This is a genomic window from Salmonella sp. NW177 (assembly GCF_051811585.1).
Lineage (GTDB): Bacteria > Pseudomonadota > Gammaproteobacteria > Enterobacterales > Enterobacteriaceae > Salmonella > Salmonella enterica.
Genome location: NZ_JAMMZV010000002.1, coordinates 188305 through 201599, shown reverse-complemented (window position 1 = coordinate 201599; position 13295 = coordinate 188305). Strand labels below are relative to the sequence as shown.

The 13295-nt window shown below is 51.3% G+C and carries 14 protein-coding genes and 1 pseudogene; 11 read left to right on the top strand and 4 right to left on the bottom strand.

Translation table 11 applies throughout. From position 1 onward, the window contains the following. Positions 1–4: 4 nt before the first annotated feature. Positions 5–508, bottom strand: coding sequence for an ESA_00282 family adhesion-associated protein (locus NA986_RS07640; protein WP_001534190.1), 504 nt, complete (start codon positions 506–508; stop codon positions 5–7). Positions 509–611: 103 nt separating this feature from the next. Here NA986_RS07640 and NA986_RS07635 point away from each other — a divergent pair, with 103 nt between their 5' ends. The 3 genes from NA986_RS07635 to NA986_RS07625 all read left to right on the top strand — a co-directional run bounded on the left by NA986_RS07635 (position 612) and on the right by NA986_RS07625 (position 2421). Next, entirely contained in the window at positions 612–1022 is a 411-nt protein-coding gene (locus NA986_RS07635) for a hypothetical protein (RefSeq protein WP_023181550.1), read from the top strand. Then, positions 1009–1413, top strand: a complete 405-nt coding sequence (locus tag NA986_RS07630; RefSeq protein WP_000665656.1) for a hypothetical protein — start codon at positions 1009–1011, stop codon at positions 1411–1413. The genes NA986_RS07635 and NA986_RS07630 overlap by 14 nt, the downstream gene beginning before the upstream one ends. A gap of 123 nt (positions 1414–1536) precedes the next feature. After that, entirely contained in the window at positions 1537–2421 is an 885-nt protein-coding gene (locus NA986_RS07625; protein WP_000019032.1) for an SDR family oxidoreductase, read from the top strand. A gap of 112 nt (positions 2422–2533) precedes the next feature. Here NA986_RS07625 and exbD read toward each other — a convergent pair whose 3' ends face one another. Both exbD and exbB read right to left on the bottom strand, forming a co-directional pair. Beyond that, the gene (gene exbD / locus NA986_RS07620; protein WP_001251476.1) at positions 2534–2959 is read right to left on the bottom strand and encodes a TonB system transport protein ExbD; all 426 of its coding nucleotides are present in this window, start codon (positions 2957–2959) and stop codon (positions 2534–2536) included. A gap of 6 nt (positions 2960–2965) precedes the next feature. Next, positions 2966–3700 (bottom strand): tol-pal system-associated acyl-CoA thioesterase, encoded by a 735-nt coding sequence (gene exbB / locus NA986_RS07615; protein WP_000527859.1) that lies wholly within the window; start codon positions 3698–3700, stop codon positions 2966–2968. A 251-nt stretch (positions 3701–3951) separates the two neighbouring features. Between exbB and metC the strand changes: the two genes are divergently transcribed. Then, complete coding sequence (gene metC, locus NA986_RS07610; protein WP_000130270.1) at positions 3952–5139, top strand: cystathionine beta-lyase; 1188 nt, start codon at positions 3952–3954, stop codon at positions 5137–5139. Positions 5140–5278: 139 nt separating this feature from the next. Continuing rightward, positions 5279–5938: a DedA family general envelope maintenance protein YghB gene (gene yghB, locus NA986_RS07605; protein WP_000268444.1), complete on the top strand. Its 660-nt coding sequence runs from the start codon at positions 5279–5281 to the stop codon at positions 5936–5938. Positions 5939–6001: 63 nt separating this feature from the next. Here the strand turns inward: yghB and NA986_RS07600 are convergent, their stop codons facing one another. Continuing rightward, positions 6002–6901, bottom strand: coding sequence for an AraC family transcriptional regulator (locus NA986_RS07600; protein WP_024147214.1), 900 nt, complete (start codon positions 6899–6901; stop codon positions 6002–6004). Positions 6902–7093: 192 nt separating this feature from the next. Between NA986_RS07600 and yqhD the strand changes: the two genes are divergently transcribed. The 6 genes and pseudogenes from yqhD to yqhH all read left to right on the top strand — a co-directional run bounded on the left by yqhD (position 7094) and on the right by yqhH (position 13269). Beyond that, complete coding sequence (gene yqhD, locus NA986_RS07595) at positions 7094–8257, top strand: alcohol dehydrogenase (protein WP_070793830.1); 1164 nt, start codon at positions 7094–7096, stop codon at positions 8255–8257. 105 nt (positions 8258–8362) lie between these two features. Continuing rightward, on the top strand, positions 8363–9190 hold the full coding sequence (gene dkgA, locus NA986_RS07590; RefSeq protein WP_000013100.1) for a 2,5-didehydrogluconate reductase DkgA: 828 nt from the start codon (positions 8363–8365) through the stop codon (positions 9188–9190). Positions 9191–9355: 165 nt separating this feature from the next. Then, positions 9356–10841: pseudogene (locus tag NA986_RS07585) on the top strand (DASS family sodium-coupled anion symporter). A 140-nt stretch (positions 10842–10981) separates the two neighbouring features. Continuing rightward, on the top strand, positions 10982–11890 hold the full coding sequence (locus NA986_RS07580; protein ID WP_000649289.1) for a hypothetical protein: 909 nt from the start codon (positions 10982–10984) through the stop codon (positions 11888–11890). Between the two features lie 54 nt (positions 11891–11944). Continuing rightward, a complete protein-coding gene (locus NA986_RS07575; RefSeq protein ID WP_070793829.1) occupies positions 11945–12997 on the top strand; it encodes a DUF3828 domain-containing protein in 1053 nt (350 codons plus the stop codon). 29 nt (positions 12998–13026) lie between these two features. Next, on the top strand, positions 13027–13269 hold the full coding sequence (gene yqhH / locus NA986_RS07570) for a lipoprotein YqhH (RefSeq protein WP_229578409.1): 243 nt from the start codon (positions 13027–13029) through the stop codon (positions 13267–13269). Positions 13270–13295: the final 26 nt, after the last annotated feature.

Below are 13295 nucleotides of genomic sequence, written 5' to 3'. Positions count from 1 at the left end.
CCAGTTAAATCTCATCCGGTTTAACCTGTGGGCGCTGATATTCCGGCCATACCAGCGCGACCAACGCCGGGTAGGCTTCAAGACTGAACTCACGAAAACACTGGCGTAAATTAAGGACGTCCAAATCCGAATACGGCACCTTTTCTCCGTTCAGACAACGCTTCTTAATATTGTCGTAATACTTATAAACGGCAGAGTTAAGGTCGCTGCAACGACGCTGTGCGTCAAATAATCCAGGCGTTTCATTCAACTCAGTCATTGTCATTCGTTTTATCGTTGCATGAAGGAAATCGATATATTCATGGTTAACGCGCCAGTACCATACCGGCGTTATCGAATTCATTAATACTGAGAAATGATCTTCGCCCTCTTCCTTTGTCATGGGTTCAGTTTGATTTAAATTTACGACTTTTCCACCAGGACGTTTTTTATTAACCTCCCACATCAGGAAGAGTATCGCGCCGGTCAGTAATAGCAATATAATAACAGAATAAAAAATACTGTTCATAGCAGGCTCCATTTTTTTTGATTTTAAAATTACACCATGTTATTGTCAACGAAACCTACACTATTAAAAATAGTATACCACTGATCGTAAAGGATATTTAGTCATGCTTCCTGAGCATCTGGTTTCCTCTCATTTTCGCCTGTCATCGCCGCCCCCTGAAGCCACAGAAAACAGTAAAAATTTGCCTAAGGGAAAGACAAAACTCAGCGATTTCGAGCCCGATATTTTAATTAGCGCTAACGCTGCCGGGCAACACAGAAACGTATTATTTGAAGAACGTGACCGTCATATTAAAGAACGTCTGTATTGTGTGGCTAAAATTGAAACGTTTGCCCGCCTGATAAACGCACTACAGGCAGAAGGCGATATTGATGCCCAAACGCTAAGTAAAATACTGGCGGATAAAACCGCAATGATAAATGAAAAAGGCAATGCCATTTGGCTTAATTTAATCACTCGCGAAACCGATATGCCGCTATTTTATTCACTGGAAGATAAAGATGAAAGAAGTTGAAGACAATAACGTTTATTTGGCTTTAGACAACCATAAAAGTGATGAATTTATCTTAAAGCAAAATCTTGCAGCGCTAATCGCCAGTAAAAATGCCACCCTGGAAAAGGTAACGCAGGAGGTGGTATCCATACCGGCGGCGTTAGTGCGCCTGAAGTGGCAAAACCGACGAGAGATGTATGCGTTACAGGTCAAAGAGGAGATTTATGGCGCGACCATCAATGCTATTATCGAGCAGCATCCTGAATTACGAGACAAAATTATGTCTCGTCTTGAAAGTGACTGGCAGCATCTGCTGGCTCGCGAGACGGCAACCTTACGTCTGATGCGTAAGCTTTCCGATGGCGACTACCGGACGCGCAACGTCACCACCGTCGCACGGCAAGAAAAATAACCTTCATGGCTAGTTAACTCTGTTGTGAATACGGGTGAAGCATAAGGATCGTTCTGATTCTCCCTCTTACGGTAGTAAAAGTGTCTACGCTTAAAGGGTGTTCAACCTGAAGGGAGAAGCTCAATGTCTCATCTATACGACCCTACCACGCAGTATTACACCGGCGAGTATCCTAAGCAAAAACAGCCGGCGCCCGGCGTCCAGGCGAAAATGACGCCTGTTCCTGACTGTGGTGAAAAAAGTTATGTCGGCAGTGGTCGCCTTAAAGATCGTAAGGCGCTGGTGACAGGGGGCGACTCCGGGATTGGGCGCGCTGCCGCTATCGCTTACGCGCGTGAAGGCGCAGATGTCGCGATCAACTATCTGCCAGCGGAAGAAGAGGACGCCCAGCAGGTTAAAGCGCTGATTGAGGAGTGCGGCCGTAAAGCGGTGTTATTGCCAGGCGATCTTAGCGACGAATCTTTCGCCCGTTCGCTGGTCCATAAGGCGCGTGAAGCGCTGGGCGGGCTGGACATTCTGGCGCTGGTGGCCGGTAAACAGACGGCAATCCCGGAGATAAAAGATCTGACCAGCGAGCAATTTCAGCAAACCTTCGCCGTTAACGTTTTTGCTCTGTTCTGGATAACCCAGGAAGCGATTCCGCTGCTGCCAAAAGGCGCCAGTATTATCACGACGTCGTCTATCCAGGCGTATCAGCCCAGTCCGCACCTGCTGGATTATGCGGCAACCAAGGCGGCAATCCTCAATTACAGCCGTGGCCTGGCGAAACAGGTGGCGGAAAAAGGAATTCGCGTGAATATTGTCGCGCCTGGCCCTATCTGGACAGCGCTGCAAATTTCCGGCGGTCAAACCCAGGATAAAATTCCGCAGTTTGGCCAGCAGACGCCAATGAAGCGGGCCGGCCAACCGGCAGAGCTGGCGCCGGTGTATGTCTATCTGGCAAGCCAGGAATCCAGTTACGTTACCGCAGAAGTGCACGGCGTGTGCGGCGGGGAGCATTTAGGCTAACGCATGAAGTCGATTAAGATGGCGCACTTCTGTTACGCAAGGCGCCATCTTAGGCAATAAAAAAACCGGGTGGCGACTTCGCCTTACCCGGCCTACAGCATCAGCAAAATACTTATTTCGCTTTCGCGGTCTCTTCGCCGACCAGACCAATCTTGAGATAGCCCGCCTGATGCAGCATATCCATCACTTTCATCAGGGTTTCATACTCTACGGTTTTATCCGCGCGGAAGAAAATCGTAGTATCCTTTTTCCCTTCCGTCAGGGCCGTTAGCTCGGCAATCATCGTATCATCCGTCACCGGATCGTTACCGATAAACATGGTGTTATCCGCTTTCACCGACAGATAAACCGGTTTTTCCGGACGCGGCTGTGGCGTACTGGTAGAAGCGGGCAGATTCACCTTGACGTCCACCGTCGCCAGCGGCGCAGCCACCATAAAGATAATCAGCAGAACCAACATGACATCGATAAACGGCGTCACGTTGATTTCATGCATTTCGCCGTTGTCATCCAGGTTCTCGTTAAGACGCATTGCCATGACGCATTACCCTACCCGTAATTTCTGCGCGGCGCGTACCGGCTGCGCACTGGCGCTCGCATTCAGATCAAGATCGCGGCTTTGCAGCAGCAATACCTGCGCCGCCACGTCGCCCAGCGTCGCTTTGTAACTGCCTATCTGACGTGCGAAGATGTTGTAAATGACGACCGCCGGGATCGCGGCTACCAGCCCAATCGCCGTCGCCAGCAGCGCTTCCGCAATACCAGGAGCAACCACCGCCAGGTTGGTGGTCTGCGTTTGCGCAATACCGATGAAGCTATTCATAATGCCCCATACGGTGCCAAACAACCCGACGAAGGGGGAAATGGCGCCGATCGTCGCCAGATAACCGTTGCCTCGTCCCATGTAGCGGCCCACCGCTGCGACGCGACGTTCCAGACGGAAGCCGGTACGTTCTTTAATCCCTTCGTTATCTTCGCTGCCCTGAGAGAGTTCCAGTTCATTCTGCGCTTCATTGATGAGCTGTGCGCTGAGGCTTTTTGCGCTGAAACCTGCCGCAATGTCGGAAGCCTGATCTAAGGAGCGCGCATCGGCTAATTGCAATTGTTCGCGCTTTAAGCGGCGCTTTTGCGTGAAAAACTCAACGCTTTTACTGAAGAAGATAGCCCAGGTGACGACTGACGCCAGAATCAAACCAATCATCACGCACTTCACGACAATATCGGCGTGCTGATACATGCCCCAGACGGAAAGATCCGTCTGCATCAAATTATTACCCACTCTGTATCTCCAGGACGCAAATCACAAAATCTGAGCATAATAATATCAAAACAACGTCGAATTGATAGTCGTTCTCATTACTATTTACATACTGCCGCACCTTTACTGCTTTTTCTTTGCGCTTACGCATTAAAAAAGCCACCTGTTTTTATTTTGGCAAAATTTTCATCTGTATCACACGTCGCCAGGGTGCAGATGGTTATATTCATGCTAGTTTAGACATCCAGACGGTTAAAATCAGGAAACGCAACATGACGGATAAACAGTTGGATACCAAACTGGTAAACGCAGGACGCAGCAAAAAATACACGCTTGGCTCAGTGAATAGTGTGATTCAACGCGCTTCTTCACTGGTGTTTGACACCGTCGAGGCCAAAAAACACGCTACCCGCAATCGCGCCAACGGCGAATTATTTTACGGACGCCGGGGAACGCTGACCCACTTTTCGCTCCAGGAAGCCATGTGTGAACTGGAAGGCGGCGCCGGATGCGCGCTCTTCCCGTGCGGCGCGGCGGCGGTCGCCAACACCATTCTGGCATTCGTTGAGCAGGGCGACCACATCCTGATGACCAACACAGCCTATGAACCCAGCCAGGATTTCTGCAGCAAAATTCTCGGCAAACTGGGCGTGACGACAAGCTGGTTCGACCCGCTCATCGGCGCTGATATCACGCAACATATTCAGCCGAACACGAAAGTCGTATTTCTGGAATCCCCCGGTTCTATTACCATGGAAGTACATGATATTCCGACCATTGTCAGTGCGGTCAGACGCGTCGCGCCAGAAGCCGTCATCATGATTGATAATACCTGGGCGGCTGGCGTTCTGTTCAAAGCTCTGGAATTCGATATTGATATCTCTATCCAGGCGGGCACTAAATATCTGATTGGTCATTCTGATGCGATGGTCGGGACTGCCGTTGCAAATGCGCGCTGCTGGGAACAATTGCGGGAAAACGCCTATCTGATGGGGCAAATGCTCGACGCCGACACGGCTTATATGACCAGCCGCGGGCTGCGCACGCTCGGCGTCCGACTGCGCCAGCATCAAGAAAGCAGCCTCAAAATCGCCGCGTGGCTGGCGAACCATCCTCAGGTCGCGCGCGTTAATCATCCGGCCCTGCCGGGTAGCAAAGGTCATGCGTTCTGGAAACGAGACTTTACAGGTAGCAGCGGCCTGTTCTCCTTTGTGCTCAATAAAAAGCTGACCGAGGCTGAATTATCAGCCTATCTGGATAACTTTTCGCTGTTCAGTATGGCCTACTCCTGGGGAGGCTACGAATCGCTGATTATTGCTAATCAGCCGGAACAGATCGCCGCGATTCGTCCCGCAGGCGGCGTAGATTTTACCGGTACGCTGGTTAGGGTGCATATTGGTTTAGAGAGTGTTGATGATTTGATCGCTGATTTAGCCGCCGGCTTCGCCAGAATTGTGTAAAGTTGCCGGGGATGGACATATATGCAGACAATTTCCGTGGAAAAGTCTGCGTTTGTTGCGTCCGGGATCAAGGCATCCCGGACGATTCAGGAGTACAATAGGCGAATAAAAGCATAAATGCTGTTCCACAGGAAAGTTCATGGCTGTCATTCAAGATATTATCGCTGCGCTCTGGCAACATGATTTTGCCGCGCTGGCGAATCCACACGTTGTTAGCGTCGTCTACTTTGTCATGTTCGCCACGCTATTTTTAGAAAACGGTCTGCTGCCAGCATCATTCTTACCTGGCGATAGTCTGCTGCTACTGGCAGGCGCGTTGATCGCCCAGGATGTGATGCATTTTTTGCCGACGATTGGCATTCTCACCACCGCGGCCAGTCTCGGCTGCTGGCTAAGTTATATCCAGGGACGCTGGCTCGGTAATACGCGTACCGTCAAAGGCTGGCTGGCGCAGCTTCCGGCAAAATATCATCAGCGCGCCACCTGCATGTTTGACCGCCACGGTTTGTTAGCGTTGCTTGCCGGGCGCTTTCTGGCGTTTGTCCGCACTCTGCTGCCAACAATGGCGGGTATTTCCGGCCTGTCCAACCGCCGGTTTCAGTTTTTTAACTGGTTAAGCGGCCTGCTGTGGGTGACTGTCGTGACCAGCTTCGGCTACGCGCTCAGTATGATCCCGTTTGTTAAGCGCCATGAAGACCAGGTAATGACATTTTTAATGATCCTTCCCGTCGCGCTACTGGTCGCCGGACTGTTAGGTACGCTGGTCGTGGTGATTAAAAAGAAATACTGTAACGCCTGACGTATCCATAATCGGCCAGGATGGCCCGGTTACGCTTCGTTGACCCGTGGCGGGATGCCCCACTTAGCTCCCTTGCATTGTCCGCATTCTTGCCGCATCTTCGCCCGGCGTAACGCCAAAATAACGTTTAAACTCCCGGCTAAACTGCGATGCGCTCTCATAGCCGACCTGCATCGCCGCAGCGCTGGCCTTCATACCGTCGTGAATCATCATCATCCGCGCTTTATGCAGTCGGTAGCTTTTTAAATACTGCAACGGCGAGGTGCTGGTGACCGCCTTAAAATTATGGTGAAACGCCGACACGCTCATGTTCGCTTCTGCCGCCAGTTGCTCAACATTCAGGTTCTCGGTGTATTTCATTTCGATCTGTTTAAGTACGCGACTGATCAGGCTAAAGTGCGTCTGGCGACTAACCAGTGCAAGCAGCGCCCCGCCGCGCGGTCCCATCAGCACATGATAAAGAATTTCGCGAATAATTTGTTTTCCCAGAATCCGCGCATCCAGCGGGCGCTCCATCACATCCAGCAATCTTTCCACCGCGCATAAAATCTCGTCCGACAGCGTGGCGGAGTTAATCCCACTGGCCGCCATCGGCAACTGGAAACGCTCATCTTCGCCAATGTCCATGAGCAACTCTTGCAGTTGCAGCACATCAATATCGAGCCGAATACCGGCCAGCGGTACCTCCGGCGTCGCCCAGGTCTCGCATTCAAAAGGGAGCGGCACGGTCAGTAAGAGATATTCATTAGCGTCATAACGAAACTTGCGCTTGTTAATATAGCCAATTTTATGGCCGGAAAAGAGAAATATGATGCCAGGCTGATACATGACCGGCGTGCGCGGCCCCGGTTCAACACCATACAACAGACGAATGCCCGCCAGCCGCTCGCTGATTATTTTATCATTATTTTTTAAATGATTAATTTTATCCGCCAACTGTAAGCAAATTGCTTCACGATTCATAACGCGCCATTTTTTCATCAAATCCACTCCGCTGGATTGTGCGCATTTTTAGCGATTTTCTCCAGCATTCTGGAGAAATAGGCAAAACATTGGCAGAAATGTGCATTGAGAGACATCCCTCACGAGACCACAATGATGGCCATCAGGCAGACAGCCGCCTGCCCTCTTTTTACCCACATAAGGGAATGAGCAATGAACAATTTCAAATTACATACCCCTACCCGCATTCTGTTTGGTAAAGGCGCTATCGTCGATCTTCGCGATCAAATCCCGCAGGACGCCCGCGTGCTGATTACCTATGGCGGCGGTAGCGTGAAAAAGACCGGCGTACTGGCGCAAGTTCAGGAAGCGTTAAAAGGACTGGATGTTCGGGAGTTTGGCGGTATTGAACCGAACCCGTCCTATGAAACGCTGATGAAGGCCGTGCAGCTTGTGCGCGACGAAAATATTACCTTCCTGCTGGCCGTTGGCGGCGGTTCCGTACTGGACGGCACCAAATTTATCGCCGCAGCGGCGCAGTATACGGACGGCGTCGATCCGTGGCACATTCTGGAAACCGGCGGTACTGAGATTCGTAGCGCAATCCCGATGGGGTCTGTGCTAACCCTACCGGCAACCGGCTCAGAATCGAACGCCGGCGCAGTCATTTCCCGTAAAACCACTGGCGACAAACAAGCCTTCCACTCCTCGTTCGTGCAACCGGTGTTTGCCGTACTGGACCCGGTCTACACCTATACATTGCCGCCGCGCCAGGTTGCGAACGGCGTCGTGGATGCTTTCGTCCATACCGTTGAGCAGTACGTCACTTACCCGGTTAACGGCAAAATTCAGGATCGTTTCGCCGAAGGCATTTTACTCACACTGATCGAAGAAGGTCCCAAAGCGCTGCAAGAGCCTGAAAACTATGACGTCCGCGCTAACGTGATGTGGGCCGCTACTCAGGCGTTAAATGGCCTGATTGGCGCTGGTGTTCCGCAGGACTGGGCGACGCATATGCTGGGCCATGAGCTTACCGCGATGCACGGTCTCGATCATGCCCAGACGCTGGCTATCGTTCTGCCTGCGCTATGGAACGAAAAACGAGACGTTAAACGTGCAAAACTCCTGCAATATGCTGAACGTGTATGGAATATCACCGACGGTTCCGACGACGAGCGTATTGATGCCGCCATTGCCGCCACCCGCCGTTTCTTTGAACAGATGGGCGTGCCTACCCACTTGTCCGATTACGGTCTGGATGGCAGCACTATTCCGGCGCTACTGGCTAAACTTGAGGCGCATGGATGCACAAATTTAGGTGAAAATCAGGATATTACGCTGGATGTCAGCCGTCGGATTTATGAAGCGGCGCGCTAAGGTTTTTTCGCCTCTGACTTTCGTTTTTGGCCATTTCGTCCAGACTTAAGTCACTTAGTCTCGCCGGACCCGACTCCGGCGAGCCAATTAAAAGAGGAACACATCATGGCTAATCCAACCATTATCAGGCTACAGGATGGCAACGTAATGCCACAACTTGGGCTGGGAGTCTGGAAAGCAAGCAATGAAGAGGTGATCGCGGCGATTCATAAAGCGCTGGAGGTGGGCTATCGATCGATTGATACCGCCACAGCATATCAGAATGAAGAAGGCGTCGGCAAAGCGCTAAAAGCAGCGAGCGTGGCGCGGGAAGAGCTGTTTATCACCACCAAGTTGTGGAATGACGATCAAAAACGTCCCCGCGAAGCCCTGCAGGAGAGTCTGAAAAAACTGCAGCTTGATTATCTCGATCTCTATCTGATGCACTGGCCCGTACCGGCTATCGATCACTATGTCGACGCCTGGAAAGGCATGATCGCGCTGCAAAAAGAGGGGCTGGTAAAGAGTATCGGGGTCTGTAACTTTCAGATCCATCACCTCCAGCGTCTGATCGATGAAACCGGCGTTACCCCTGTGATCAACCAGATCGAGCTTCACCCCTTGATGCAACAGCGCCAGCTACATGCGTGGAATGCGACGCATAAAATCCAGACCGAGTCCTGGAGCCCGCTGGCGCAGGGCGGCGAAGGCGTATTCGATCAGAAAGTGATTCGCGAACTGGCGGATAAATACGGCAAAACGCCCGCCCAGATTGTTATTCGCTGGCATCTGGACTGCGGGCTGGTCGTCATTCCGAAATCCGTCACCCCTTCCCGTATCGCGGAAAACTTTGCTGTCTGGGATTTCCGTCTCGATAAAGATGAATTAGGCGAGATCGCAAAACTGGATCAAGGAAAACGCCTCGGCCCCGATCCGGATCAGTTCGGCGGTTAAGCCGGATTTATCGCACGCCATGCCCGACGATGTCGTCGGGCTTTTTTTCATTTCGAAATATTAAGAAACAATTACGCGCATTTAACAGTATATTTCCCCCACACACAAGCGCAGAATTATTCTGATTTTATGAATATTTATTCATGATTATTATCAATTTACTTAATGTATATAAAATATTTATGGATGTGTGATTGTGGCGGAAAAAAAATCTCAGGGCGTCAAATGGCTCCCATTCATTCTTATTCTGGTTATCGCCGCCGGACTGTGGCAGCTAACGCCCCCTTCCGGGTTAAGCGCGCCGGCCTGGCATTCCGCGATTATTTTTGTCGCGACGATCGCCTCTATCGTGGCGAAAGTGCTGCCTATTGGCGCGGTCGGTATTATCGGCATCACCGTCTTTGCGCTCGCCTATGCTGCCGGCGACAAAACGGCCAGCGGCGCGATTACCACGGCCTTGAGCGAGCTGAACAGTTCGCTGATCTGGCTTATCGTCGTCGCCTTTATGATTGCCCGTGGGTTTATCAAAACCGGGCTGGGTCGGCGTATCGCCCTACAAATGATCCGTCTGTTAGGTAAACGAACGCTGGGTCTGGCTTATGGTCTGGCGTTTGCCGATCTGATCCTCTCCCCCGCGATGCCCAGTAACACCGCGCGCTGCGGCGGCGTGATTTACCCGATCGCCGACTCGCTGGCGCGCAGCTTTGATTCACATCCGGAAGATGAGTCTCGCAGCAAAATCGGCACCTTTCTGATCACCTGTATTGGCAATGTTAACGACGTCACCGCCGCACTGTTTATGACCGGTTATACGGGTAACCTGCTGGCGGTAAAACTGGCGGCGAACGCCGGCGTTACGTTGAGCTGGGGAAGCTGGTTTATCGCCGCGCTCCTGCCTTGCCTGGTCTCTTTTCTTATCGTCCCGCTGCTGGTCTACTGGCTGACGCGTCCGGAAATTAAACATACGCCGGATGCGCCGGATTTGGCGCGCAAAGAGCTGGCGCAAATGGGCAGTATGACGCGCGGCGAGTGGCTCATGCTGGCGACCGTCGGCGTGTTGCTGGTGCTATGGATTTTTGGCAGCTCGCTCGGCGTGGATGCCACGACGGCCTCTTTTGTCGGTCTCTCGATTTTATTACTGAGCGGCGTGCTCACCTGGGAAGACGTTAAAAGCGAAAAAGGCGCCTGGGATACGTTGATTTGGTTTGCCGCGCTGCTGATGATGGCTAACCAGTTGAAGAAACTAGGATTCACCAGTTGGTTTGGCAACCTGATTGGCGACAGCATCGGCAGTACGATGCATGGAACCAGCTGGATAATCATCCTGCTGCTGCTTAACGCAGCCTATTTTTATACCCACTATTTTTTCGCCAGCGGCAACGCGCAGATCGCCGCGCTGTATGCGGTGTTTCTGGGCGTCGGTCTGCATCTGAATATACCGGCAGCGCCGATGGCGCTTATGCTGGCGTTTACCAGCAGCCTGTACTGCTCTCTTACGCAGTATACCCACGCACGCGGCCCCATTCTTTTTGGCGCCGGCTATGTACCGACGGGCGTCTGGTGGCGAACGGGATTTATTATCAGCCTCTTTAATCAGGCGGTCTTTTTGACAGTCGGCCTCGCATGGTGGAAAGTGCTGGGTCTTTACTAAACTCAGTCGCGGAGATAATCGAGCGGTTAACCGTCTCTTCCGGCCCGACATTTGTCGGGCTTTTCGGAAATCATCAACTCCCCCCGTTAGCCCGCACTTGTTAATATTTACAACTCCGCCTCTTCATCAAGGATGTCATCATGAAAGCGTGGTCAACAGGGTCGTTGCCTCTGCTTCTTCTGCTATTTAGTACTGCGGTGTTTGCCGGAGAATCCCCGGAGCAGGCGATTACCCGACTGTATCAGCCGCTGGTGGAAAATAGCGACAAAATATTGTCAGGTGGATTTATCGTCGATTTACGGACGAATGCCAATGTGACAACGGGAGGTATAACGCCCTGGCTGAGCAATAATCTTCTTTGCCGCTGTCAGGACGAGATGTTTGTCTCCGCCGAATTGATTGATACCACGCCGCTGAATGCCGGACGTATTCATGCTCTGGTACAACTGACGCTTAATAAAGAGAACGTCGGCGCTCATCGCTTGTTAGGGCTAACGCTGGTTCGCGATCGCGACAGCGAACTCTGGTTAGTGGAAGATACCGACGACGGAAGCGAACTCCCCAAAAGTCTGCGCAGTGAAATCCGTGAAGATACGAGGATAAAAAGTACGGCGACAAGAGCTGAACCGGGGAGAGATTCATTCTCCTGGCCGATATCTATGGCGGCCTTGCTGGCCAATCCAGAAAAATACCATCTGCAAAAAATAGTGGTCATCGGCGTCGGAAATATCGAATTTGAAGGTAACGCGCTATTCCTTGATAAAGACGCCTGGTTGAATAACGTTGACGGCAACAGCCTGTGGCTGGATATCGGCTTTCCTAACCCGGTCATTACCCTCGCCAAAGCGCGTCAGCTTAACGGCGATTATGTGATGATCGCGGGAACGTTCGATATGGACATGAACGGCCATTTCGGCGCGTGGCCCGGCGGCATTACCGATATCACACGCTACGAGCGCGTAGCACCGCGGGCGGAAAATGAACGTAAAAGGCAGCAGGATATTAAAGAACTCGAGGCCGAAATGGCTAAACAAAAGAGTAAAAAATAATACTGCTTACAGACTCAGATCGGATGGATTAAACCGGGAATAAGGAAACGCCCAATGAAATATATCCTCCTCTTGCTCAGTTTTTTTTTGACGATTCCCGCGCTGGCGCGAACGCCGCCGTTATCGCCAGAGCAGACGGTCAGGCAGATTTACCATAGCTATGAAATAGAATCTGATTCCCTCTATTTTGGTGATACAACGGAAAAATCGCTTATTTCCACGCGGATGAAAAACGTCATTCTCCTGAACGATCGGTTGACCTTACCGGGCGATATTGGCTGGCTGGACTCCGATCCGCTTTGTGACTGCCAGGAATATGACCACCTGGTGTTGGAAAATATAACCATTCACCAGACGGATGTCTCTCATGCTGACGCCACCGTACAGTTTCGCCCTTTCAAAGACTCTCCGGAAGCCATCACACAAACGCTGAAACTGATCGCCGAAGGCGACCGCTGGCTTATTGACGATATTATCAGCCCGCAAGGCAGTCTCTGGCAGGCAATTAATAGCGAAAATCAGAAAACCCTTGCGTCGCTGCGATCGCTGCAAAGAGAGCGCCCACAACATTTTGTCCGTGAACTTTTCAACCGTCTGGATGATTATAGCTGGCCGTGGACATGGGTTGTTTCCGCACAGTATCGCCAGGCGGTGAATGATTATTCTCAGACAGCATATAAAAATAATGATATTCCTGCATTTGGCCGCCTTAGCCATTTTGCCTGGCCGTGGCGCTGGACGACATCATCTGCGTATCGTAACGCCTTTCTTGCCGACGCCCCTATAACCATCGAACCTGATAACGATCAGGATACGGAAATGGAAACCGATAAGTTATATTTCTATGATAATCCGATATTTTTTGGCAAAGAATCGCAATTTGCCAGGTTGAATAGCATTCAGGTGATTGCAGAAAATAACGATCGCGCACGTATCCATGTCCGTTTTACGCTGACCGATTCGTCAACGAAAGTGCAGGATTTATTGCTTCACCGCACGCAGGGCCAATGGGAGATTGAAGACTTTATCCGCCCGGATGGCGGAAGCCTGCTAAAAGCAATGCAACAGACCACCCGCCGACGCTTATCTACTATTTCACCCAAATAAGAGAAAATTAAGGAACAATAAATGAAAAAATTTTTACTGTGGGAACCATTATTCTGGCGACCAGTCTGTTAAGCGGTTGCGTGAATGAAGAAAGAGTTAATCATTTGTCCTCTGATATTCAGACTCTGAATGCCAAAATAGACAGACTCCAGCGGGATATCAACGCCCTGCGCCCGGAGGTTTATGCGGCCAAAGCCGAGGCCAGTCGTGCGAACACGCGTCTTGATGCGAAGGATTTCTTCGATTGCCTGCGCCTGTATTCAGATTATTAAGCTGTTGCGTTGCTGGCTATCGCACA

Coding starts and splice junctions, on each gene's coding strand:
- NA986_RS07640 (WP_001534190.1), bottom strand. CDS start 508: ATGAACAGTATTTTTTATTCTGTTATTATATTGCTATTACTGACCGGC.
- NA986_RS07635 (WP_023181550.1), top strand. CDS start 612: ATGCTTCCTGAGCATCTGGTTTCCTCTCATTTTCGCCTGTCATCGCCG.
- NA986_RS07630 (WP_000665656.1), top strand. CDS start 1,009: ATGAAAGAAGTTGAAGACAATAACGTTTATTTGGCTTTAGACAACCAT.
- NA986_RS07625 (WP_000019032.1), top strand. CDS start 1,537: ATGTCTCATCTATACGACCCTACCACGCAGTATTACACCGGCGAGTAT.
- exbD (WP_001251476.1), bottom strand. CDS start 2,959: ATGGCAATGCGTCTTAACGAGAACCTGGATGACAACGGCGAAATGCAT.
- metC (WP_000130270.1), top strand. CDS start 3,952: ATGACGGATAAACAGTTGGATACCAAACTGGTAAACGCAGGACGCAGC.
- yghB (WP_000268444.1), top strand. CDS start 5,279: ATGGCTGTCATTCAAGATATTATCGCTGCGCTCTGGCAACATGATTTT.
- NA986_RS07600 (WP_024147214.1), bottom strand. CDS start 6,901: ATGAATCGTGAAGCAATTTGCTTACAGTTGGCGGATAAAATTAATCAT.
- yqhD (WP_070793830.1), top strand. CDS start 7,094: ATGAACAATTTCAAATTACATACCCCTACCCGCATTCTGTTTGGTAAA.
- dkgA (WP_000013100.1), top strand. CDS start 8,363: ATGGCTAATCCAACCATTATCAGGCTACAGGATGGCAACGTAATGCCA.
- NA986_RS07580 (WP_000649289.1), top strand. CDS start 10,982: ATGAAAGCGTGGTCAACAGGGTCGTTGCCTCTGCTTCTTCTGCTATTT.
- NA986_RS07575 (WP_070793829.1), top strand. CDS start 11,945: ATGAAATATATCCTCCTCTTGCTCAGTTTTTTTTTGACGATTCCCGCG.